Origin of the sequence: Lentzea albida, assembly GCF_900111005.1 — a bacterium.
GTDB lineage: Bacteria > Actinomycetota > Actinomycetes > Mycobacteriales > Pseudonocardiaceae > Lentzea > Lentzea albida.
Genome location: NZ_FOFV01000008.1, coordinates 180,885 through 200,651 on the forward strand (window position 1 = coordinate 180,885; position 19,767 = coordinate 200,651).

Sequence of the window (19,767 nt, forward strand, 5' to 3'; positions counted from 1 at the left end):
GGAAGCTACCGGAATCGCGGCACGCCGCCAGTGGAAACGGGACGCAGAGTGACGTGGAACCAACGAGGGGTGGTCTTCGTCCAACTACAGGTACGTCTTACGTGGGCGTTGGTAGCCTGCGAAGCGGGACCGAACCGTTACCAACCGTACGGGGGTAGGACGTGACACAGGAGAGCGCGGGGGCGGATGCCGCTCTCAGTGCCGTCGGTGCAGCGGCCGGGGGCGCGGTCGGAGCCGCGGTCAGCATGTTCCGGGCGGCGTCGGGCGCGCTCGACGGGATCATGGCCGGTGCGTCGAGCCAGAAGTTCCACGTCAACAAGGACAACGTGCTGAAAGCGGGCCTGATCATCCAAGACCAGGCCGAGGTGTTGAACAGGGCGCTGCGTTCGGCCAAACGCGACCTCCAGGTGCACGTCGGCGAATCCTCAGGAATCGTCAGTGCGGATATCTCAGGTCTGTGGAACCGCCGCTTGATGACCGATGAAGATTCCTACGTCGGCCGAATCGAGCAGTACGTCGAAACCCTGGACAAGCTGTCGGCGCAGCTGCAGCAATCGGCAAAGCAATACGGTTTCACCGAGGAAGAGATCACTACTGTGTTCGGAAAGACGACGTGAGCAAGTCCTTCCTCAAAGTCATCGCCGCGGCGTCCGTCCTGATGGCGGCCACCGCGTGCACGGGCAGCGGTGAGCAAGGCAAGCCGAGTCCCACGTCGGGAGGCAGTAGTTCTACCTCGGGTACGTCGGGCTCCGCCAAGGAACTGCCGAAGCGCCCGGCTGAGCTGACCCTCAACGGCGTCGATGCCTGCAAGCTGCTCACCGCGGCTCAGATGGCTTCCGTCAAGGTCACTGAAGCGGTGCCGGAGCAGATCGAGGTCAACGACTTCGGAAAAGCGCCTGGCTGCTTCTACGAAAACGGCCTCAAATATGCCTACACCGTTGTCCTGGTGACGACCAAGGGCGTGCCGTTCTGGCTCAGCGGTTCTGGGAACGTGGACGCGAAGGTCGTCACCGTGGCCGGGTACGGCGCCGCCCAACTCAACTTCACGGGCACGAACAGTGTCGATTGCAGTGTCACGGTCGACGTTGCCGAAGGTCAGCAGCTCCACATGAGCTACGACCCGGGGACGGAGAAGGGTGACTCGCAGGACCAGATGTGCGACAAGGCCGGCAAGGCTGCCGAGCTCGCGGTCGAGACTCTCAAGACATTGAAGTGAGGGGGAAACATGTCGGGTGGACGGCTCACTGACTGGAACTTCGACGGCTGGAGCAACCAGCAGCTCGCAATGGAAGTCCAGAAACTGGCTTCCGGCAGCGGTGAACTGTCCAGGCAGTTCGCTGCTGCGTCGGACGTTCTCCGCAACCTGGCGGGCAGCCTGGAGGACGTGGACAAGGAGCTGCGCAATCAGCTGAAGGTTCTGGGCATCGACTGGGGTGGCGCGGCCGGAGAGGCGGGCCAGCAGAAGACCAAGGTCACCTCGGAGGGCTTCAACGACGCCGGTGAAGCGACCACCGTCAACTCGGACGCCATGTCCCGGCAGGGCGAGAGCACCAGCACCGCGCGCAACAGTTCGCCTTCGGCTCAGACGTTGCGTGGCGACACCGAGCAGAACTTCGGGGACAAGGTCGGCGGTTTCTTCGGCATCGAGACCGACCACGCCCAAGAGGTCGCGGCCACCAACGCCGCCCGTCAGCAGGCCATTGACAGCCTCAACGGCTACCAGTCCAACAGCCAGAGCGCGATCGACTCCTTCCGCACGCCCAACCCGCCGCCGGACATCGTGGTCGCCAGCGCGGCCGCTCCCACGGCCGTGGGTCCCACCGTCAACCCCGGCACAGGAGCCACGCCCGGCATCCCGGGCGGCCCCGGCTTCCCCGGCTCGCCGGGTTCCCCAGGAACCCCGGGTTTCACGGGCACCCCAGGCGCCCCCACCCCGAGCATCCCCGGCAACTCCACCGGCGTGATCCCCGGCACGGGCACCGGAACCCCGATCGCCACCGGCCCAGGCCTCCCCAAGCCCTTCGGCGCCCCGCCCATCGGCGTGGCCGCCGCAGCGGCAGCGGCCGCGGGTCTGGCCGGCGGAACGGCCGGTGCACGCGGTGCCCAGGTCGTCGGCGGCGGACGCGGGCCCAGCCAGGCCCCGAAGACCGCCATCGCGCCGTCGGGACCGAAGGGCGCACCGAGCACGATCGGCGCAGGCAAAGCAGGCGGCGGTGCTGGCGCGGGTGGCGCCGGAGCGGGCGGTACCGGGGCCGCCGGCAAGGGACCCGGTGCGATGACGCCCGGTGGTGCCAGCGGTGTCGGGCCCGAAGGCAGCCGCACCGCGGCCGCGGCCGGCAAGGGTGGGGTGGCCGGCAAGGGTGCCGGGTCGCTCATGTCGCCCGCTGCCAGCGCTGCCAGGGGCGAGGGCGAGGAGGACGGCGAGCACGTGCGCAAGTACGGCGTCGACTCCGACGAGATGTTCGGTGACGACCGCATGGTGGTGCAGTCCGTCATCGGCGAAGACCCGAAGGACAAGTAGATCCGTTGAGCGCGCCTGGTTCTGTGGTTCTGTCCACAGTGGAGTTCGCCGTGGTCTGGGAGGCTCAGCGCCTCCCGGCCGCGCACGTTGCGCTCGACACGCGCATCCCGTCCGTCACGCACACCGAGAAGGCCGAGGTGGTGAAGCGGGCCTGGGAGTCGCTGGAGGCTCGTGGGCTCGCCCGCAACGGGCGGGTCGTGCCCGAGTTGGCCGACGGGTTCGCGTTGCTGGCGAACCACCAGGTGGCGATCGACCTGTGGATCTGGGCCGACCGGCAGATCAGCGGGCTGGCGGCGGCGATCGGGGACGAGGCGATCCTCGCCGTGCAGGACCGCGACGAGATGTGGTTGATCGAGGCTCGTGGCACGGCGCTGGCCGAGGCCGCCGTGTCGGTCGCCGGGGAGATGCCGGCCGGGTTCGGGCGGTCGATCAGCGCGCCTTACGACGAGTTGGTGGCTGCTGCCAAGGACGTCGGGCTCGACGCCCAGCGGATGATCACCACGCTGGAGCGGCGGGGCATGCGGCTCGGTGACGCGCAGGAGCTCGCCGGGATGCTCGACGGCATGTCCACGCGCGGGCAGTTCGGGGTGCAGCGGGGCGGGCGGCGGGCGAACCGCGTCGTCTCCTTCCACGACACGCACAACGGGCGGTACCTGCGTCAGCTCAAGCCGAGCAGTGACGGGCGCAACTGGTGCACGATCACGCCCGTCGACAACCACCGGCTCGCCGGCTCGATCTGGGAGCTGCTCCAGGAAGTCTGATCACGGAACCTCCGCGCGTGCCCGTCCGTCGAACATTCGACGGGCGGGCATCGTCGTTCGAACGAGCGAATTCGCGCACCAGTCGGCGCAATTCGTTCTAGGGTCGGCGAGTAGACGTTGAGGGGGTAAGGCGCGTGGCTCCTACGAGGTTCAACGCCGAAGCCATTGAACAGTGCCGAACTACCGTGAGCAGTCAGGCCGGGCAATTCGGGGCTGTCGGCGACGGCTTTTCCGGCCAGTACGGCAATTCGGACATCTTCGGAAAACTCGGGTCTTCGGGTGCGATCTCCGGTGCCGTGTCCGGAATGGACGAGGCCGGTGCGCGGGAGTTCGACGCGGCCGAGAAGGTGCTGCGCAAGGTCGAAGGCGCGCTCGACGCGATCCAGACCAACGTCGTGGACGTCGAAGAGGTCAACAAGAACTCCATGAGGGCGGTCTGACGTGAGCGCGATGGACGAGGTCGCGGCGTTGCCCGGCGGCGGTGAACTGGCCGCGCTCGCGGACAAGGTGGAGACCGCGCAACCGCAGGCCGTGCGCGACATCGCGAACCGCTGGAAGCAGGCGGCCGGCAAGTGCGGCGACCAGACGAACGTCCTGCAGCGCTCGGTCGCGCAGCTCGACGGTGCCTGGGAGGGTGCGTCCGCCGACGGGTTCGTCGCCTACATGGCGAACGTGGCGAAGTGCGGCACCTCGATGGCGGAAGCGCTCAACGGTGCCGCGGCCGACCTGGAGGCGGCCGCGACCGCGTTGGAGACCGCGAAGTCCTCGATGAGCCGCATCTGCGAGACCGTGCTGAGCCGCGCCCGGCAGGCCCGTCAGCAGCTGCACGGCCAGCCCCAGGAGGACGTCGACAGCGTCATCCGCGGCTACTGCGCCGAGGGGGTCGGCGACGCGCAACCCGTTGTCGCGCAAGCGGAAAGCGCCGTAAACGCCGCCGCCGGCACGCTGAAGGGCCGCCCCGGCGCGCTGTCCCCGAAGTTCTCGTCGCTCGAGGACCCGAACAGCCAGTCGTTCACGCCCGCGCCCGGCAAGCCCGTCGAGTGGGCACCGGCCGCACCACCCGACGAGTCCACCAAGGCTTCGTCCACAACGGACTCGCAGCCCGCACCCGCTCCCGCACCGGCGACCGCCAACCACGGCGGCGGTGGCGGTGGCGGCGCATCCGGAGGCGGTGGCGGAGGCGGCGGTGAGGGCGGTGGCATGGGCGGCCTCGGCTCCAGCGGCGGCCCGCCCTCGGGCAGCCCGCCTCCCGGCAACGTGCAGGAGTGGATCCGCGAGGCCATCAAGATCCTGCAGGCCAACGGGATCCCCGTCACGGAAGAGAACATCGACGAGATCTGGAAGATCATCGAGAAGGAGTCGAGCGGCAACCCGCACGCCATCAACCTCTGGGACTCCAACGCCCAGGCCGGCACGCCCTCCAAGGGCCTGATGCAGTGCATCGACTCGACGTTCAACGCCCACAAGCTGCCCGGCCACGACGACATCTGGAACCCGGTCGACAACATCATCGCCGGCGTGCGGTACACGTTCTCGCGCTACGGCGGTTTCGAGGGCCACCCAGGCCTGAAGGCGATGGCGCAGGGCGGCGGTTACCAGGGCTACTAGGGGTGTGATGGAAACCCGCCGGGCACACCGCCGCGGGCGAGTTAGCCTGGCGGCATGCTGACCGTGGCCGCCCGCGCAGACGTCCCGCCCTTCCACGTCATGGACGTGCTGTCCGCCGCCGCGAAGAGGCAGCGGACGCACGGCGACGTGATCTCCCTGGCCGCCGGGCAGCCGTCGAGCCCCGCGCCCCGCCCGGTGCGCGAGGCCGCGGCGAAGGCCCTCGACGCGCACTCCCTGGGCTACACCGAGCAGCTCGGCATCCCCGAGTTGCGCAGCGCCATCGCGGGCCACTACCGGCGCCAGTACGACCTCGACGTGTCGGCGGACGACGTGGTGGTGACGACGGGGTCGTCCGGCGCGTTCACGCTGGCGTTCCTGGCGGCGTTCGACGCGGGCGACAGGGTCGCGCTGGCCCGGCCCGGGTATCCGGCCTACCGCAACATCCTCAAGGCGCTGGGGTGCGAGGTCGTCGAACTGCCGTGCGGGCCGGAGACGCGCTTCCAGCCCACCGTGGAGATGCTCGACCCGGGCCTCAAGGGCGTGATCGTGGCCAGCCCCGCCAACCCGACGGGCACGACGGCCGACGTCGAGCCGATCGCGCTGTGGTGCGAGCGCAACGGCGTCCAGCTGGTCAGCGACGAGATCTACCACGGCATCAGCTACGGCGAACCGCTCCACTGCGCCTGGGAGACCAGCCGGGACGCGATCGTCGTGAACTCCTTCTCCAAGGCGTTCGCGATGACCGGGTGGCGGCTCGGCTGGATGCTGCTGCCGGAACGGCTGCGCAGGGCCGTGGACTGCCTGACGGGCAACTTCACGCTGTGCCCGCCGGCGCTCGCGCAGTACGCGGCGGTCGAGGCGTTCAACGAGGACTCCTACGCCGAGACGGCCGGGCACCTCGAGCGCTACCGGACCAACCGCGACCTGCTGCTCGAAGGCCTCACGGACCTCGGCATCGACAAGCTCGCGCCCGCGGACGGGGCGTTCTACGTCTACGCGGACGTCCGGCACCTCACGGACGACTCGATGGCGTTCTGCCAGAAGCTCCTGGACGACACCGGTGTCGCGATCGTGCCGGGCATCGACTTCGACCCCGTCGACGGCCACCACTTCGTGCGCATGTCGTTCGCGGGCTCCACCCAGGACGTCGAGGAGGCCCTGCGCCGTCTCAAGGCCTGGCTCTGAGACGAGCAACAAAACAGGGCACCGGGACGTTCACAGAGCGGAGGAAGGGGGATCCCATGTGGGCGATCATCGGGTGGCTGGTGGCGATCTGGATCGTGCTGACCGTCGTCGGAGCCGTTGTGAAAGGCCTTTTCTGGCTCGCTGTGATTGGAGGACTACTCCTCGCAGGCACCGCGGCTTACGGTGCGATCAAATCCAAGCGCTGACCCCTGGATAAATGAGATCGCACCGCTCACCATGAGGCGGTGTTGCTAGCCAACGAGGCCCGCCTCGAGCGGTGGGAACGAAAGGTCGAGTGGCCGTTGACGGCACTCGCCGTGGTGTTCCTCGCCGCCTACGCGTGGCAGGTCTTCGACGACCACGGGCCGATGCACGTGCCGTTGGAGATCGCGTTGTGGCTGGTCTGGGCGTTGTTCGCGGCCGAGTTCGCCACGAGGCTGACGCTCGCGCAGGACAAGCTGAAATTCCTCAGAACGCATCTGTTCGATCTTGCCGCGGTCGTTCTGCCGATGGTGCGCCAGCTCAGGGTGCTCCGGTTGATCACGGTCATGACGTTGCTGAACAAGAAGTTCCAGCACAAGATCAGGCAACGGGTCAGCATTTACGTCGCGGGCGTAACGGCCATCGTCGCGTTTTGTGCGAGCCTCGCCGTGCTGGACGCGGAAAGGCACGCGGAGAACGCCAGCATCACCACGTTCGGCGACGCGCTGTGGTGGACGCTGACCACCATGTCGACCGTCGGCTACGGCGACCGCTACCCCGTCACGGGCGAGGGCAGGCTGGTCGCCGGGTTGCTGATGGTCGGCGGCATCGCGCTGCTCGGTGTCATCACCGGCACGATCGCCAGCTGGCTCCTGGAGAAGCTGCGCGGCGTCGAGAACGCCGAGCTCGAGGCCGCGCAGGAGCTCCGGAACCTACGCGCGGAGATCGCCGAACTCCGCGCGGAGCTCGGCACGCGCAGCCAGGGCTGACGTCCACAGCCGCGCGTCCCAGCCTGCGGCCAGTGCGCCGTCCACGTTGGACTGCCGGTCGTCGAAGAAGAGCACGTCCGACGAGCCGATCACGGACTCCACGTGCCGCCAGATCGCCGCGTCGGGCTTCGCCGAGCCCAGGTCGCCGGAGAACACCAGGTGCTGGAAGTGCTCGGCCCACGGCATCTTCTCCGCGAGCCGCGCGAACGTCGCGGGCGCGTTCGACAGCAGCGCGAGCGGCACGCCGAGCGCGGCCAGGTCCTCGATCAGCGCCACCGTCTCCACCACCGGGTCGTCGAGCCACCCGGCGTTGTCGAGAGCGGTCAGCTCCCGCACCTCGTCGTCGTCGAACGTCCGCCCCAGCGACGACCCGATCAACGCCCAGTACGCGGCGTCCGACCCGCCCCGGTCGTAGGCGTCACGGTCCCAGTAGGCGGCCTCGAAGGCCTCCAGCGAGACGCCGAGCCGCGTGGCGATCGCGGGTAGCGCGGGGTTGCGGGGGCTGATGACCTCGCCGAAGTCGAACACGATCCAGCGCACCTCAGACACCCTCCCGCACGCGGCGCAGCACCTCGGCGACGTCGGACGAGCCGACGTCGCCGTGCGTCACGAACCGGACCTTGCCCGCCATCGGGCTCGCGAGCACCCCGGCCTCGCCCAGCGCGAGCAGCGTCTTGTCGAGGTCCGGCACCGACGCCAGCACGATGTTCGTCGCCGGCTCGGCCACGTCCCACCCGAGCTCGCGCAACCCGGCGGCCAGCGAGGACGCGTGGGCGTGGTCGTCGGCCAGCCGCGGGATCCGGTCCAGCGCGACCAGACCGGCGGCCGCCAGCACCCCGCCCTGGCGCACCCCGCCGCCCAGCATCTTGCGCACCCGCCGCGCCTCGGCGACGAACGACGCGGACCCGGCCACCACCGACCCGACCGGCGCCCCGAGCGCCTTCGACAGGCACACCTGCACGGTGTCGACGCCGGCGGTCAGCGACGTCAGCGGCACCCCGAGCGCGACGGACGCGTTCCACAGCCGTGCCCCGTCGAGGTGCACCACCAGCCCGATCGACCGGGCCGCCGCCACCAGTGCCGCGTGGTCGGCCGCGGACGTCACCGTGCCGCCGGACGCGTTGTGCGTGTTCTCCAGGCTCAGCAACGTGGTCTTCAGCCCGTAGTAGGGCGACTCGCCGCCGCCGGCCGCGACCACGGCCTCGGGCGTCAGCGAGTGCAGCGCGTGCGGCATGCCGCCGGCCAGCCACGCGGCGGTCCCGAGCTCCGCGTCGAGCACGTGCGCGCCGAGCGGAGCCAGGAACCGGTCACCGCGGGCCAGGTGCAGGAAGAGCGCGATGAGGTTGCCCATGGAGCCCGAGGGGACCCACAGGGCGGCCTCGACGCCGAGCAACGCGGCGACGCGCTCCTCCAGGGCGGCCATGGTCGGGTCGTGGTCGAGGACGTCGTCGCCGACCTCGGCCGCCGCCATCGCGCGGCGCATCTCCTCGTCCGGCTTGGTGACGGTGTCCGAGCGCAGGTCAATGGGGGTCACGAGCTCGATCACATCACATCGGGCGAACGACCGAGGGGGTGATGTAGCTCTCCCCGCGGGTTCGTGCAACCGTTGGTGCCGCAGTTTCCGTCCTGTCAGTGCAACTCGAGGAACGAGCGGAGAGCAGTCCGCGTGGATCAGCGCGACGAGCAGGAGTTCGCGGAGTACTTCGTGGCTCGCCGTGAGGCCGTGCGCCGAACGGCATACCTGCTGTGCGGCGACTGGCACCGCGCTGACGACTTCGCGCAGACCGCGTTCGTGGCACTGCACAGGAGGTGGCGCAAGATCCGGGACAAGCAGGCTCTGGACGCCTACGTCCGGCGCAGCGTCGTGCGCGCGGTGATCGACGAGTCGCGCCGTCCGTGGCGTCGCGAGAAGTTCACCGACGAGATGCCCGAGGCCCCGGTCGCGGACACCGAGATCGGGGAGACCGTCGCGACCCGCGAGGCGTTGCTGAAGGGCCTGCGCAGAGTCCCGCCGAGGCAACGGGCCGTGCTCGTGCTCAGGTTCCTCGAGGGCCTGGACGTCACGGCGACGGCCGAGACGCTGAAGTGCTCGGAAGGAACTGTGAAGAGTCAGACCGCCCGCGGGCTGGCGGCGCTCAGGGAAGCCCTGGGTGACGCCATCGACGACCTGCGACCGGCGTCGTGACCGGCGAGAGGAGGACGTAGATGGACGAGCAGAAGCTCGCGGGCCTGTTCCGCGACGCGGCGCAGGACGCGCCACCGGCGTCCTTCGACGCGGGCGACGTGCGGACGGCCTCGCGCAAGGCCACGCTGCGCAGGCGCAACTCGATCGCGGCCGGCACCACCCTGGTCGTCGTGCTCGGCTTCGGCGGGATCTTCGCCGCCAACGGCTGGACGGGCGGGGGCGAGAGCACCTCGACCAGCGCCGAGGGTGGGCAGCAGAACGACAACGGTGCACAATCGCCGATGACCGCGCTTCAAGCGCCACCCACGAACTTCACCGGCAAGGACGACTCCACGCAGGGGGAGAAGTCGGCGCCGGGGAGCACCGGCCCTTCGGCCGGTGAAAGCGCAGTGCAGGGCTGCGCAGGTGTGGACCGAGAGCTCGCCGACGCCCTCGCCGCCGAGCTTTCGGTCTCACCGGGTCCCGCCGTCTCGTCGAACGACGCCGTCGCGCCGGCGGTGACCTGCCCGCCCGACGCCCGTGCGGCCGCGTTCACGATCGACGGGCTGACGATCACCGCGATCGTGTCGCCGCAGCCGTTCGAGGCGCCCGCCGCAGCGGCGAGGGTCAGGACCACCGGTGGGCAGGAGCTCTACGTCTTCACGCAGGGCGACGGTGAGCTGAAGGGCCAGGCCCAGCGGTTCGCCGACGCACTGGCGCCGAGGTTCTGATCGTCCGCCGAGTACCCTGGCGCGACTATGACGGCAGCAACTCCCAAGGGTGAGCGCAGGCGGCAGGCGCTCGTGGAGGCCGCGTCCGGCCTGTTCGCCGAGGGCGGCTTCGACGCGGTCAGGCACCGCGCCGTCGCCGAACGCGCCGGTCTGCCGCTCGCGTCGACCACGTACTACTTCGACTCGCTGGACGAGCTGATCACCGCCGCGGTCGAGTTCCACGGCCGCAGCGAGCTCGCGAGCTTCCGGCGGCGGCTCTCGTCGATCCAGGAGCGGATGACCGACGACGCGCTGGTCGAGTTCGTCCTCGACCTGCTCGTCGGGGAGGACGCGACCGACGTCGAGGCCGTGCTGCTGCGCTACGAACGCCTCGTCGCGACCGGCCGCCGCCCGTACCTGCGGCCGTTGATGCGCGAGCTGTCGACCGAGCTGCGCGTGCTGGTGACCGACGTCTTCGCGCGCGCCGGCCGTGAGGTCGGCAGCGAGCGGGTCGAGGAGTTGATCGCGCTGGTGGACGGCTCGGTGGTCAACTCGTTCATCGAGCTGAAGTCCGATCCGCGGGGCGTGGCGGGCAGGATGCTCCGTTCGGCCCTTTCGCGTCACGAGTGATGCAACCTCGCGTTCCTCCGACGCGTGTCCCTGGGTGAGGACGCGAGAGGGGATCGCATGCGCAAGGCCGATGAACAGGGCTTTCGTGAATTCGCGGCAGCCAATGCCGCGTCTTTGCGTCGTACTGCGTACCTCTTTTGTGGCGACTGGCACACAGCCGAAGACCTGATGCAGTCGAGCCTCATGAAGATGTACCTGGCGTGGAAGCGCATCAAGGACCTGGACAACCTGATCGCGTACGCCCGCAAGGTGCTGCTGCGCACGTGGCTCGACGAGAAGCGCAGGCCGTGGCGCAGAGCCGAGCAGCGGGACGGGGAACTGCCCGACGCGGCCGACGCCACCGTGGACCCCGACACGACCAGCGCGAAGCTGTGGGCCCGCGAACTGGTCCACACCGCGTTGTTGCAGGTGCCCCCGAGGCAACGGGCGGTGCTCGTGCTGCGTTATTTCGAGGACCTGTCGGTCGCCGAGGTGGCGGTGGCGATGGGATGCACCGAGGGAACGGTCAAAAGCCAGACGGCGCGCGGTCTCGCGACACTGCGCACCATCGTGGAGAAGCTCGACAACAGTTCGGGGAGGGTCGCGTCGTGAGTGAGCAGGAGATCCGCGAGGGAATGCTGCTGGCCGTCTGGGACGAGCCGCCGCTCGACTTCGACCCCGACACCCTGATCAGGCGGGTCGAGCAGAAAAAAAGTCGTCGCCGAGCGCTGGTCGCTGTGGGAGTGGCTACGGCGGTGATCGCCGTGGCGTCGTTCGCGCTGCCCGGCCTGCTGCCGCGCGACCGGGACAGCCAGCTCGGCGCGGAGACCCAGACGAGCGCCGCACCGTCGGCCACGCCGTCGACGCCGGACAGGAGGCGCCACCAGAAGATCGGTGACGCGCTGGCGGACCGGCTGCAGCGGCAGCGGCCGGAGTTCAAGGAGGTCTACGGGAGCTTCAACTGGAGCGGGCCGGGGTTGAAGCCCGAGATGCCGCTGCAGCCCGTCAGCACGTCCCAGGATTCGGACGACCTCTACGGCTTCGTCTACTTCACCGACGCGATCGGGCCGACCGCACTGCTGGTCACCACGGGCTCGGCGATCTCGCCCGGCCAGCTGTGCAACTCCGGCACGGCGCTCTTCTGCCGGGACGTGCGGCAGAACGACGGCTCGGTCGTCACCGAGGCCGAGTTCCGGGACGGTTCGGAGGTGGTGAAGGCGGTGTCGATGCGCACGTTCGTGGACGGCAGGAGGTCGGTCATCATCTCCAGCTACTCGCGCAACCCGTCGACCGGCAACGGCATCCGCCAGAACATCCCGGTGGGTGTGGACGTGCTCACAGCGCTCACCACGGACTCGGTCATCGCCTGGGAGTGACGGCCGGGTGCACTAACCTGAGGGCGTGACGAAGCCCCGCATCGCCAACGTCCTCGCAGGTCGGTACGCCTCCACGTCGCTCGCGACGCTCTGGTCGGCCGAGCACAAGATCGTGCTGGAGCGCCAGCTGTGGCTCGCCGTGCTCAAGGCCCAGGCGGCCGCGGGCATCGAGGTGCCGGCGACGGCGGTCGCGGACTACGAGCGCGTGCTGGAGCAGGTCGACCTGGAGTCGATCGCCGCGCGCGAGCGGGTCACCCGGCACGACGTGAAGGCGCGCATCGAGGAGTTCAACGCGCTCGCGGGCCACGAGCAGGTCCACAAGGGCATGACCTCGCGCGACCTGACCGAGAACGTCGAGCAGCTGCAGGTGCTGCGCTCGCTCGAGCTGATCCGCTCCAAGGTCGCCGCCGTCCTCGGCCGCCTCGCGCGCCTCGCCGCCGAGCACTCCGACCTGGTGATGGCCGGCCGTTCGCACAACGTGGCCGCGCAGGCCACGACACTGGGCAAGCGCTTCGCGACGGGCGCCGACGAGCTGCTGGTCGCGTTCTCCCGCCTCGACGAGCTGATCTCGCGCTACCCGTTGCGCGGCATCAAGGGCCCGGTCGGCACCGCCCAGGACATGCTCGACCTGCTCGGCACGCCCGAGAAGCTGCAGGAGCTGGAGCAGACGGTCGCGGGCCACCTCGGCTTCGAGCGCGTGCTCACGTCGGTCGGCCAGGTCTACCCCCGCTCGCTCGACTTCGACGTCGTCTCGACGCTCGTGCAGCTCGCCGCCGCGCCGTCGTCGGTCGCGAAGACCATCCGGCTGATGGCGGGCCACGAGCTCGTCACCGAGGGCTTCAAGCCCGGCCAGGTCGGCTCCAGCGCGATGCCGCACAAGATGAACACCCGCTCGTGCGAGCGAGTGAACGGCTTCGCGGTGATCCTGCGCGGCTACCTGTCGATGGTCGGCGAGCTCGCGGGCGACCAGTGGAACGAGGGCGACGTGTCGTGCTCGGTGGTCCGCCGGGTCGCGCTGCCCGACGCGTTCTTCGCGTTCGACGGCCTGCTGGAGACGTTCCTGACGGTGCTGGACGAGTTCGGCGCCTACCCGGCCGTCGTCGCCCGCGAACTGGACCGCTACCTGCCGTTCCTCGGCACGACGAAGGTGCTGATGGCGGCCGTGCGCGCGGGTGTCGGCCGCGAGACCGCGCACGAGGCCATCAAGGAGAACGCGGTGGCCGTCGCGCTGGCGATGCGCGAGCAGGGTCTCGCGCAGAACGACCTGCTGGACCGCCTCGGCGCCGACGAGCGCCTGCCGCTCGACAAGGCCGCCCTGGAGGCGCTGCTGGCCGACCGCCTGTCGTTCACCGGCGTGGCGTCGGCGCAGGTCGCGTCGGTCGTGGAGCAGGTCGCCGCGGTCGTCGACAAGTACCCGGCCTACGAGCCGGAGCCGATCCTGTGATCGTGTCCGACCTGGTCGTGTACCCGGTGAAGGGGTGCGGCGGGTACTCCGTCGCCTCCTCCGCCGTGGACGCGACCGGCCTGCGCGACGACCGGATGATGATGCTGGTCGACGACGAGGGCGTGTTCCTGTCGCAGCGCAAGGTCCCGGCGATGGCCGCGCTGCGGCCGTCCCTCGCGGACTCGGCGCTGTCGATCGGCGGAGAGTCCTTCCCGGTCCTGCCGGACGGGCCGCGGGTGCCGGTCGCCGTGCACATCTGGCACGGGTCCGGAGTGGACCAGGGCGACGCCCCGGCGGCGTACTTCTCCGACGTGCTGGGCAAGTCCGTGCGGCTCGTGCGCACACCACCGGACCTGCGTCGCGAGACGACGGGCGAGACCACCGGGCTCGTCGGGTACGCGGACGGCAACGCGTTGCTAATGCTCTCGCTGTCCTCGTTGGACGGTGTGAACGAACGCATCCTGGAGCGCGGCGGCGAACCGGTGCCGATGAACCGGTTCCGCCCCAACGTGGTCGTGTCCGGCTGGCCCGAACCGCACACGGAGGACCGGGTGCGGCGAGCGGTGATCGGTGACGTGGAACTGGCTTACGCCAAGGACTGCGTGCGGTGTGCCGTGCCGATGGTCGACCAGGAGACCGGCGTGAAGTCCGGACCCGAGCCGATCCGGTCGCTCGCGACCTACCGCCGTGATCCCGACGGCGGTGTGACGTTCGGGATGAAGGCCCAGGTCACGCGCACCGGAACGATGTCGGTCGGGGACAAGGTCGACGTGCTGGAGTGGCGTTCCTAAGCCTTCTGCCAGCGCAGCCGGTCGCCGCGCTGGGGGTCCTTGCGGCACACCAGCTTCTCGCCGAGCAGGCCGATGCCGTTGGCGCCCTCCGGATCGCACCGGGCGCCCTCGTTGACCAGTAGCCCCTGCTGCGGCGGCGGTTCGCTGGTGGTCGCGGGTGGCTGTTGCGTGGCCGCCGGCGGCTGGGCGGGCGGCGGTTTCGGCTGCGTGGTCTTCGGGGTGGTCGTCGTCGAGGTCGATGACGACGATGTCTTCACCGAGATGTCGGCGACGTCCGGAGTCGGCACGATGCTGACCGACTGGTTCCCGCTCGTGTTCTGCGAGCCTCCCGACGTGGGAGACGAGATGGGGCTGGAGTCGAAGCTCCACCCTGCGACGCCCAGGACGATCAGCAAGGCCGCACTGGCCAACGCCGGGATCCACAGGGCCTTTCTGGTGAGCACGGGTGCACCTTAAGCTTCTTCGCCCTTGATCTGTAGAGGTGCGGGGTGTACATCGGTCGCCGAAACAGGGGCACGTAGGCTGACCAGCGTGCCTACGCTCGCTGACTACCAGCACGTCGCCCGCGGCAAGGTTCGCGATCTGTACGACGTCGACGACGAGCTGCTGCTCTTCGTCGCGTCCGACCGCATCTCGGCGTACGACCACATCCTGAGCTCGGAGATCCCCGACAAGGGGCGCGTGCTCACCGCGATGAGCGTGTTCTGGTTCGAGCGGCTCTCCCCGAACCACCTGGTGGCGTTCGACGACCCGCGCATCCCCGCCGAGGTCCGCGGCCGCGCGTTGCTGGTGCGCAAGCTGCAGATGGTCGACGTGGAGTGCGTGGCGCGCGGGTACCTGACGGGCTCGGGCATGGCCGACTACACGGCGACCGGCGCGGTCTGCGGGATCGAGCTGCCGGCCGGGCTGGTCGAGGCGTCCGAGCTGGACCCGCCGATCTTCACGCCCGCGTCGAAGGCCGAGATCGGCGCGCACGACGAGAACGTGTCGTTCGAGGTCATCGCCGAGAAGCACGGCGTCGAGCTGGCGTCGAAGCTGCGCGACCGCACGATCGAGCTGTACAGCGAGGCGCGCGCGTACGCGTTGACGCGCGGCCTGATCCTCGCGGACACGAAGTTCGAGTTCGGCCTGGACGCGTCCGGTGAGCTGATCCTCGCGGACGAGGTGTTCACGCCGGACTCGTCGCGCTACTGGCCGGCCGAGGGCTACGAGCCCGGCCGCGTGCAGCCGTCGTTCGACAAGCAGTTCGTGCGCGACTGGCTGACGTCCGACGCCTCGGGCTGGGACCGGAAGTCGGACGTGCCGCCGCCCCCGCTGCCCGCGGACGTCATCGAGGCCACCCGTGCGCGGTACGTCGAGGCGTACGAGCGGCTCACGGGCCGGTCTTTCGCTGACTGGCTCGCCTGAGTTAGCTCTGCTTTCACGCGGACGTCACCACGGCGTGGCGCACTCGTACGGTGCACTCACAGCTCGTGGTCTCCCTGTCCGGCATCGGTCCGCAGACACTCGACCGATGCGCTGAGCTCGCCGCGGCCCTCGACCCGCGGCAGGTGCCGTTGTCGCTGCTCGTAGTACCTCGCGAGCTCGGCACGGCGCAGGAATGGGTGCGGCAGCGCGCCTCCCTCGGTGACGCCGTCGTGCTGCACGGCCTCAGTCAACGGCGGCTGCCGGCCTATGAAGCCGGGTTGTTGTTGATGGGCGCTCGTCTGCAGATGGACGCCATCGGCCTCAACGCCGACACGTTCGCCCCACGGCGGTGCGTGGCGTCACCCGGCACGTTGCTCGCGCTGGCCAAGCACAGGTTCAAGCTCTGCGCCGACGCACACGCCGTCCGCGAGGTCGGCAGCGGGCTCGCGACGCTGGGCCGCCTGCACGCGCTGACCGAACGCAGCAGCTTCGGTGAGCTGCGGTCGTTGGCGCTGGTCTACGCGACGGCCAGGTCCGCGCGCCGCGGCGGGCTGACCCGGATCACCGTCGACGCCCGCGACCTGCACCGGCCCGGTGCGCGGCAGGCCGTGCTCGACGCCGTGGACATCGCCCTCGCCCACGACGCCGCGCCGACCACCTACGTCAGACTGCCGTCTCCTCGCCAGGCGTCAGCAGCCTGACGTCCGTGCCGTCCGGCTTCAGCATGTCGAAGAACCGGACGGCCATCTGCGGGCTGGCCAGCGTCTTCTCGTGGATCGGCACGGCCACGCGGGGCTTCACGGCGCGCAGGAAGTCGACGGCCTCGCCGGTCTTCAGCCACGGCGCGCCCGCGGGCAGCCCGAGCACGTCGACGTCCTCGTCGGGCACGACCAGCGAGTCGCCGGGGTGGTAGAAGGCGCCGTCGCCGATCACGTAGGCGGCGTTCGGGATGGTCGGGATGTCCGCGTGGATCACCGCGTGCTGCCCGCCGGCGACCCGGACGGACTGGTCGCCGATCTTGAACGTGTCGCCCGGCCGGGCGACGGTCGCGTTCTCGACGGTGGGCGCCGTGCCCTCGTCGACGATGAACTGCGCCTGCGGGTTCGCCGCGAGCAGCGCCGGCAGCCGCTCGGCGTCGATGTGGTCGAAGTGCTGGTGCGTGATCAGCACCGCGTCCAGGTCGGTGAGGTCCTCGAACCCCGCGGAGAACGTGCCGGGGTCGATCAGGATGCGGGTCGTCCCCGTGTCGAGCAGCACGCAGGCATGACCGAAATGGACAACTTTCACGGAAACCTCCATTACCGACGTTTGGCGGGCTGACACGATGAGGTGACGTCGGAAGTATCAAAAGGCATGAGGAAAACCCTGCATCTCCTCACGGCACTGGCGCTCGCCCTGCCGATGACGTCCATCATCCCTGCTACCACCACCTCTACACCTGCGCAGGCCTCGTCGCCGCAGTCGCAGGAAATCGGAACTGAGGAAAAGGTCTCAGTACGCGTGGGTGGCGCGAATCGTTCGACGGTGGTCGAACGACCGGGATCCGGTTACGTGAAGCTGCATTTCACGGACCTGCGGATCCAGTCCGGTGACGTGCTCACGGTGTCGAACCCCGACGGCACCGAGAAGTACACGTACACGAGCGATCTGAAGGCCTCCCTGACGGCCACGCCCGACGCCACCGGCTTCTGGGCCATGTCGATCACGGGTGACCGAGCCGTGGTCTCCGTGACGAACCCGGCGTCGCGCGTCCGGGTCGACAAGCTGACGCGGGGCTACACCGAGGCCGAGATGTCCTCGCAGCCGTCCGTGCAGAGCATCTGCGGCACGAACGACTACAAGGACGCGGTCTGCTACCAGTCGAGCAACCCCACCGAGTGGGGCAAGACGCCGGCCGTGGCGAAGCTGCTGCGCAACGGCAGCTCGCTGTGCACGGCGTGGCGCGTCGGCCCGAACAACCGCATGCTGACCAACGAGCACTGCTTCACCAGCACCACCGGCATCGAGGTGTGGTTCAACTACCAGTGCCCGACCTGCGGCGGCACGGCCACGGCCACCGTCACGAAGGTGCTGGCGGCGTCGGTGCTGAAGTACAGCGCGGCCCTCGACTACACCCTCTTCACCGTGAACAACTTCGCGGCCATCAGCTCGTTCGGCTACCTCGAGCTGGACGCGCGCGTTCCGGCCGTGGGTGAGGAGATGTACATCGTCGGCCACCCGGCCGGGAAGTTGAAGAAGCTGTCGTTGCGCGACAACAACAACGGCGGTGGCTACTGCGTCGTGCGTGCCGTACGCGTGAACGGCAGCTCGTCGCAGTCCGACATCAGCTACATGTGCGACACCGAGGGCGGCTCGTCCGGCTCACCCGTGCTGTCGAGGCGCACGCACAAGGTGATCGGACTCCACCACTTCGGCGGCTGCCCGAACCAGGGCGTGCGCATCGACCTCGTCGCCGCGCAGGTCAACTCACTGCTGTAAGGATCTCCTGCTCTTCCTCCGCCGTGAGCCCGGCCTTGCGGAGCCGGTCCAGCCCGAGGCCGCGCTCGTACTCCAGCGAGTCGAGCGCGGTCTCGGCCAGCGGCCGGACCCGCAACCCGTTCGCCAGCGCGTTGCTCACGTCGCGGCCGACCATCTTGGCCCACTCCTGCGGCAGCCACAGGGGCAACGACCGGGGCCCGGACCACGGGTTGATCTGCAGCTCCTTCAGCACGCTCTCCTTGACGGGAACGAGCTGGGTCCCGGGCGGAGCCGTCGCGCCGGCGATCTCCCCGATGGCCATCTGGAACGGCATGACGGGCCCGGTCGAGTCGTACGTGCCGGTGACCCGCTCCTCGGCCGCGAACACGATCCACTGCGCCAGATCCCGCGCGTCGATGTGCTGAAAACCCAGGTCAGGGCTGTCCGGCACGACCACGCGCCCACCCCGCGCCAGCCGCGACGGCCAGTACCCGAACCGGTCACTGGGGTCGCCGGGCCCGGTGATCAGCCCGGCCCTGACGATGAACTCGCGGCTCGCCACCGCCTCCCGGACCGCGATCTCGCTGGCCACCTTGACGCTGCCGTACCGCTCGGCCGTGAACTCCTGCGAAGGGTCGTCGTCCAGCGGCGGGAGCAGCTCGTCACTGCCGGTCGAGTGGTCGGCGTAGACCGAGATGCTCGACACGAACGTCCAGTGCGGCGTCGTCGCCCCGAACGCCTCCAGCGCGTCCCGCACCCAGTTCACCGAGTACTTCGACACGTCGACCACCGCGTCGAACCGCTCCCCGGCCAGCGCGTCGAACGCACCGGGCCGGTCCCGGTCCACCTGGACCAGCGTGGCGCCCTCCGGCACCCCGCCCGAGGCGCCCCGAGCAGCGCAGACCACCTCGTGGCCCCGGCGGACCGCCTCCGCCGTGATCGCCTTGCTGAGGAAAACGGTCCCGCCGAGCACGAGGATCTTCATGTCCCCCAGCATCCGTCCGATCGGGCCTGGCTGCCAGTGGTCTCGCTTTCGGCGAAACAGCCTGTTGGAACGAGTCCAAGGCGGAGTCGTTCGGTCCCGATCGGTTGGACTTGCTGAACTGGTGATCGGAACCGGCCGATGGACGTTCCGTGAGTCTGCACGCCTTCGTCGACGAGTCGCGGCGAAACAACACCTACCTGCTGGCGGTGGCCCTCGTGCCGCCCGGCCGGCTGCACAAGTTCCGCAAAGCTCTGCGCTGCCTGCTGATGCCGGGACAGCGGGAGCTGCATTGCAAGAAGGAGACTCCCAGTCGCCGCAAAGCGATCACTTCACGGTTGGTGGACGCGCAGGTGTCCGTGCGCTTGTACAAGCGCAGCTGTGACCAGGGCGACGAGCAGGCGCGTCAGGCGTGCCTGCGGCAGCTCGTCTTGGACCTGCTGGGTGCCGGTGCTCATCGGCTCGTCCTCGATTCCCGGGCTCAACGGGATCAGCACGACCTCTTGACGATCCGCACGTCGCTCGGCCACGCCGCGTTGTCCACGAACCTCGTCTACGAGCACTGCCGCAGCAACAGCGAGGAGTTGCTGTGGATCGCGGACTTCGTCGCCTGGTGCTACGGCTCCGGCGGCGAATGGCGGGAGCGGGTGATGCCGGTCGTCGAGTCGATCGTCGACCTGGACTGCCCCTAGAAAGCGCGATACCCAGCCGTCGACCGTCCGGACGTGGGCTGGGTACACTTCCTCGGCTTACGGGCCTCGGCGAGGTCAACTCTACCAAA

The 19,767-nt window shown here is 69.4% G+C and carries 25 protein-coding genes; 20 read left to right on the plus strand and 5 right to left on the minus strand.

The window, feature by feature from the left end:
* Nucleotides 1–161 precede the first annotated feature (161 nt).
* The 9 genes from BMY74_RS21400 to BMY74_RS21430 all read left to right on the plus strand — a co-directional run bounded on the left by BMY74_RS21400 (nt 162) and on the right by BMY74_RS21430 (nt 7,046).
* Complete coding sequence (locus tag BMY74_RS21400) at nt 162–617, plus strand: hypothetical protein (protein ID WP_089918677.1); 456 nt, start codon at nt 162–164, stop codon at nt 615–617.
* Nucleotides 614–1,216, plus strand: coding sequence for a DUF3558 domain-containing protein (locus BMY74_RS21405; protein WP_089918679.1), 603 nt, complete (start codon nt 614–616; stop codon nt 1,214–1,216). Before BMY74_RS21400 ends, BMY74_RS21405 begins: the two co-directional genes overlap by 4 nt.
* 9 nt (nt 1,217–1,225) lie before the next feature.
* A complete protein-coding gene (locus tag BMY74_RS21410) occupies nt 1,226–2,521 on the plus strand; it encodes a hypothetical protein (RefSeq protein ID WP_089918681.1) in 1,296 nt (431 codons plus the stop codon).
* Between the two features lie 38 nt (nt 2,522–2,559).
* Nucleotides 2,560–3,282: an ESX secretion-associated protein EspG gene (locus BMY74_RS21415; RefSeq protein WP_342717553.1), complete on the plus strand. Its 723-nt coding sequence runs from the start codon at nt 2,560–2,562 to the stop codon at nt 3,280–3,282.
* Between the two features lie 185 nt (nt 3,283–3,467).
* Nucleotides 3,468–3,722, plus strand: coding sequence for a hypothetical protein (locus tag BMY74_RS44260; protein WP_143091654.1), 255 nt, complete (start codon nt 3,468–3,470; stop codon nt 3,720–3,722).
* A 1-nt stretch (nt 3,723) separates the two neighbouring features.
* Nucleotides 3,724–4,890, plus strand: a complete 1,167-nt coding sequence (locus tag BMY74_RS21420) for a transglycosylase SLT domain-containing protein (protein WP_245786274.1) — start codon at nt 3,724–3,726, stop codon at nt 4,888–4,890.
* Between the two features lie 54 nt (nt 4,891–4,944).
* On the plus strand, nt 4,945–6,075 hold the full coding sequence (locus BMY74_RS21425; RefSeq protein WP_089918686.1) for a pyridoxal phosphate-dependent aminotransferase: 1,131 nt from the start codon (nt 4,945–4,947) through the stop codon (nt 6,073–6,075).
* A 56-nt stretch (nt 6,076–6,131) separates the two neighbouring features.
* The gene (locus tag BMY74_RS45140) at nt 6,132–6,281 is read left to right on the plus strand and encodes a hypothetical protein (protein WP_177229852.1); all 150 of its coding nucleotides are present in this window, start codon (nt 6,132–6,134) and stop codon (nt 6,279–6,281) included.
* A gap of 39 nt (nt 6,282–6,320) precedes the next feature.
* Nucleotides 6,321–7,046, plus strand: a complete 726-nt coding sequence (locus BMY74_RS21430; protein ID WP_089918687.1) for a potassium channel family protein — start codon at nt 6,321–6,323, stop codon at nt 7,044–7,046.
* Here the strand turns inward: BMY74_RS21430 and BMY74_RS21435 are convergent.
* Nucleotides 6,990–7,586: an HAD-IA family hydrolase gene (locus tag BMY74_RS21435; RefSeq protein ID WP_089918689.1), complete on the minus strand. Its 597-nt coding sequence runs from the start codon at nt 7,584–7,586 to the stop codon at nt 6,990–6,992. The two genes, BMY74_RS21430 and BMY74_RS21435, sit on opposite strands and share 57 nt — an antisense overlap.
* 1 nt (nt 7,587) lies before the next feature.
* Nucleotides 7,588–8,529, minus strand: coding sequence for a threonine aldolase family protein (locus tag BMY74_RS21440; protein WP_425434850.1), 942 nt, complete (start codon nt 8,527–8,529; stop codon nt 7,588–7,590).
* Between the two features lie 183 nt (nt 8,530–8,712).
* Between BMY74_RS21440 and BMY74_RS21445 the strand changes: the two genes are divergently transcribed.
* The 7 genes from BMY74_RS21445 to BMY74_RS21475 are packed head-to-tail and all read left to right on the plus strand — an operon-like array spanning nt 8,713 to nt 14,140.
* A complete protein-coding gene (locus BMY74_RS21445) occupies nt 8,713–9,231 on the plus strand; it encodes a SigE family RNA polymerase sigma factor (RefSeq protein ID WP_089918690.1) in 519 nt (172 codons plus the stop codon).
* Nucleotides 9,232–9,251: 20 nt separating this feature from the next.
* Nucleotides 9,252–9,941 (plus strand): hypothetical protein, encoded by a 690-nt coding sequence (locus BMY74_RS21450; protein ID WP_089918692.1) that lies wholly within the window; start codon nt 9,252–9,254, stop codon nt 9,939–9,941.
* Nucleotides 9,942–9,968: 27 nt separating this feature from the next.
* Nucleotides 9,969–10,550 (plus strand): TetR/AcrR family transcriptional regulator, encoded by a 582-nt coding sequence (locus tag BMY74_RS21455; RefSeq protein ID WP_089918694.1) that lies wholly within the window; start codon nt 9,969–9,971, stop codon nt 10,548–10,550.
* A gap of 57 nt (nt 10,551–10,607) precedes the next feature.
* Nucleotides 10,608–11,141 carry a SigE family RNA polymerase sigma factor gene (locus BMY74_RS21460; protein WP_089918696.1) on the plus strand — a complete coding sequence of 178 codons (534 nt, stop codon included), beginning with the start codon at nt 10,608–10,610 and terminating at the stop codon, nt 11,139–11,141.
* Complete coding sequence (locus tag BMY74_RS21465; RefSeq protein WP_089918698.1) at nt 11,138–11,905, plus strand: hypothetical protein; 768 nt, start codon at nt 11,138–11,140, stop codon at nt 11,903–11,905. The genes BMY74_RS21460 and BMY74_RS21465 overlap by 4 nt, the downstream gene beginning before the upstream one ends.
* A 25-nt stretch (nt 11,906–11,930) precedes the next feature.
* Entirely contained in the window at nt 11,931–13,349 is a 1,419-nt protein-coding gene (gene purB, locus BMY74_RS21470; RefSeq protein WP_089918699.1) for an adenylosuccinate lyase, read from the plus strand.
* A 2-nt stretch (nt 13,350–13,351) separates the two neighbouring features.
* Complete coding sequence (locus BMY74_RS21475) at nt 13,352–14,140, plus strand: MOSC domain-containing protein (RefSeq protein WP_089919102.1); 789 nt, start codon at nt 13,352–13,354, stop codon at nt 14,138–14,140.
* Here the strand turns inward: BMY74_RS21475 and BMY74_RS44265 are convergent.
* The gene (locus tag BMY74_RS44265; protein ID WP_143091655.1) at nt 14,137–14,583 is read right to left on the minus strand and encodes a hypothetical protein; all 447 of its coding nucleotides are present in this window, start codon (nt 14,581–14,583) and stop codon (nt 14,137–14,139) included. The two genes, BMY74_RS21475 and BMY74_RS44265, sit on opposite strands and share 4 nt — an antisense overlap.
* A gap of 88 nt (nt 14,584–14,671) precedes the next feature.
* On the opposite strand from BMY74_RS44265, the gene BMY74_RS21485 reads away from it, so the two are divergent.
* Complete coding sequence (locus BMY74_RS21485; protein ID WP_089918703.1) at nt 14,672–15,547, plus strand: phosphoribosylaminoimidazolesuccinocarboxamide synthase; 876 nt, start codon at nt 14,672–14,674, stop codon at nt 15,545–15,547.
* Between the two features lie 50 nt (nt 15,548–15,597).
* Entirely contained in the window at nt 15,598–16,248 is a 651-nt protein-coding gene (locus BMY74_RS21490; protein WP_089918705.1) for a polysaccharide deacetylase family protein, read from the plus strand.
* Here BMY74_RS21490 and BMY74_RS21495 read toward each other — a convergent pair.
* Complete coding sequence (locus BMY74_RS21495) at nt 16,211–16,834, minus strand: MBL fold metallo-hydrolase (protein ID WP_089919103.1); 624 nt, start codon at nt 16,832–16,834, stop codon at nt 16,211–16,213. The genes BMY74_RS21490 and BMY74_RS21495 overlap by 38 nt on opposite strands.
* A 264-nt stretch (nt 16,835–17,098) precedes the next feature.
* Between BMY74_RS21495 and BMY74_RS21500 the strand changes: the two genes are divergently transcribed.
* Complete coding sequence (locus BMY74_RS21500; RefSeq protein ID WP_177229853.1) at nt 17,099–18,025, plus strand: trypsin-like serine peptidase; 927 nt, start codon at nt 17,099–17,101, stop codon at nt 18,023–18,025.
* Here BMY74_RS21500 and BMY74_RS21505 read toward each other — a convergent pair.
* Complete coding sequence (locus tag BMY74_RS21505) at nt 18,009–18,989, minus strand: NAD-dependent epimerase/dehydratase family protein (RefSeq protein WP_089919105.1); 981 nt, start codon at nt 18,987–18,989, stop codon at nt 18,009–18,011. The genes BMY74_RS21500 and BMY74_RS21505 overlap by 17 nt on opposite strands.
* Nucleotides 18,990–19,138: 149 nt before the next feature.
* Between BMY74_RS21505 and BMY74_RS21510 the strand changes: the two genes are divergently transcribed.
* A complete protein-coding gene (locus BMY74_RS21510; RefSeq protein WP_089918708.1) occupies nt 19,139–19,678 on the plus strand; it encodes a hypothetical protein in 540 nt (179 codons plus the stop codon).
* The last annotated feature ends 89 nt before the right edge of the window (nt 19,679–19,767 follow it).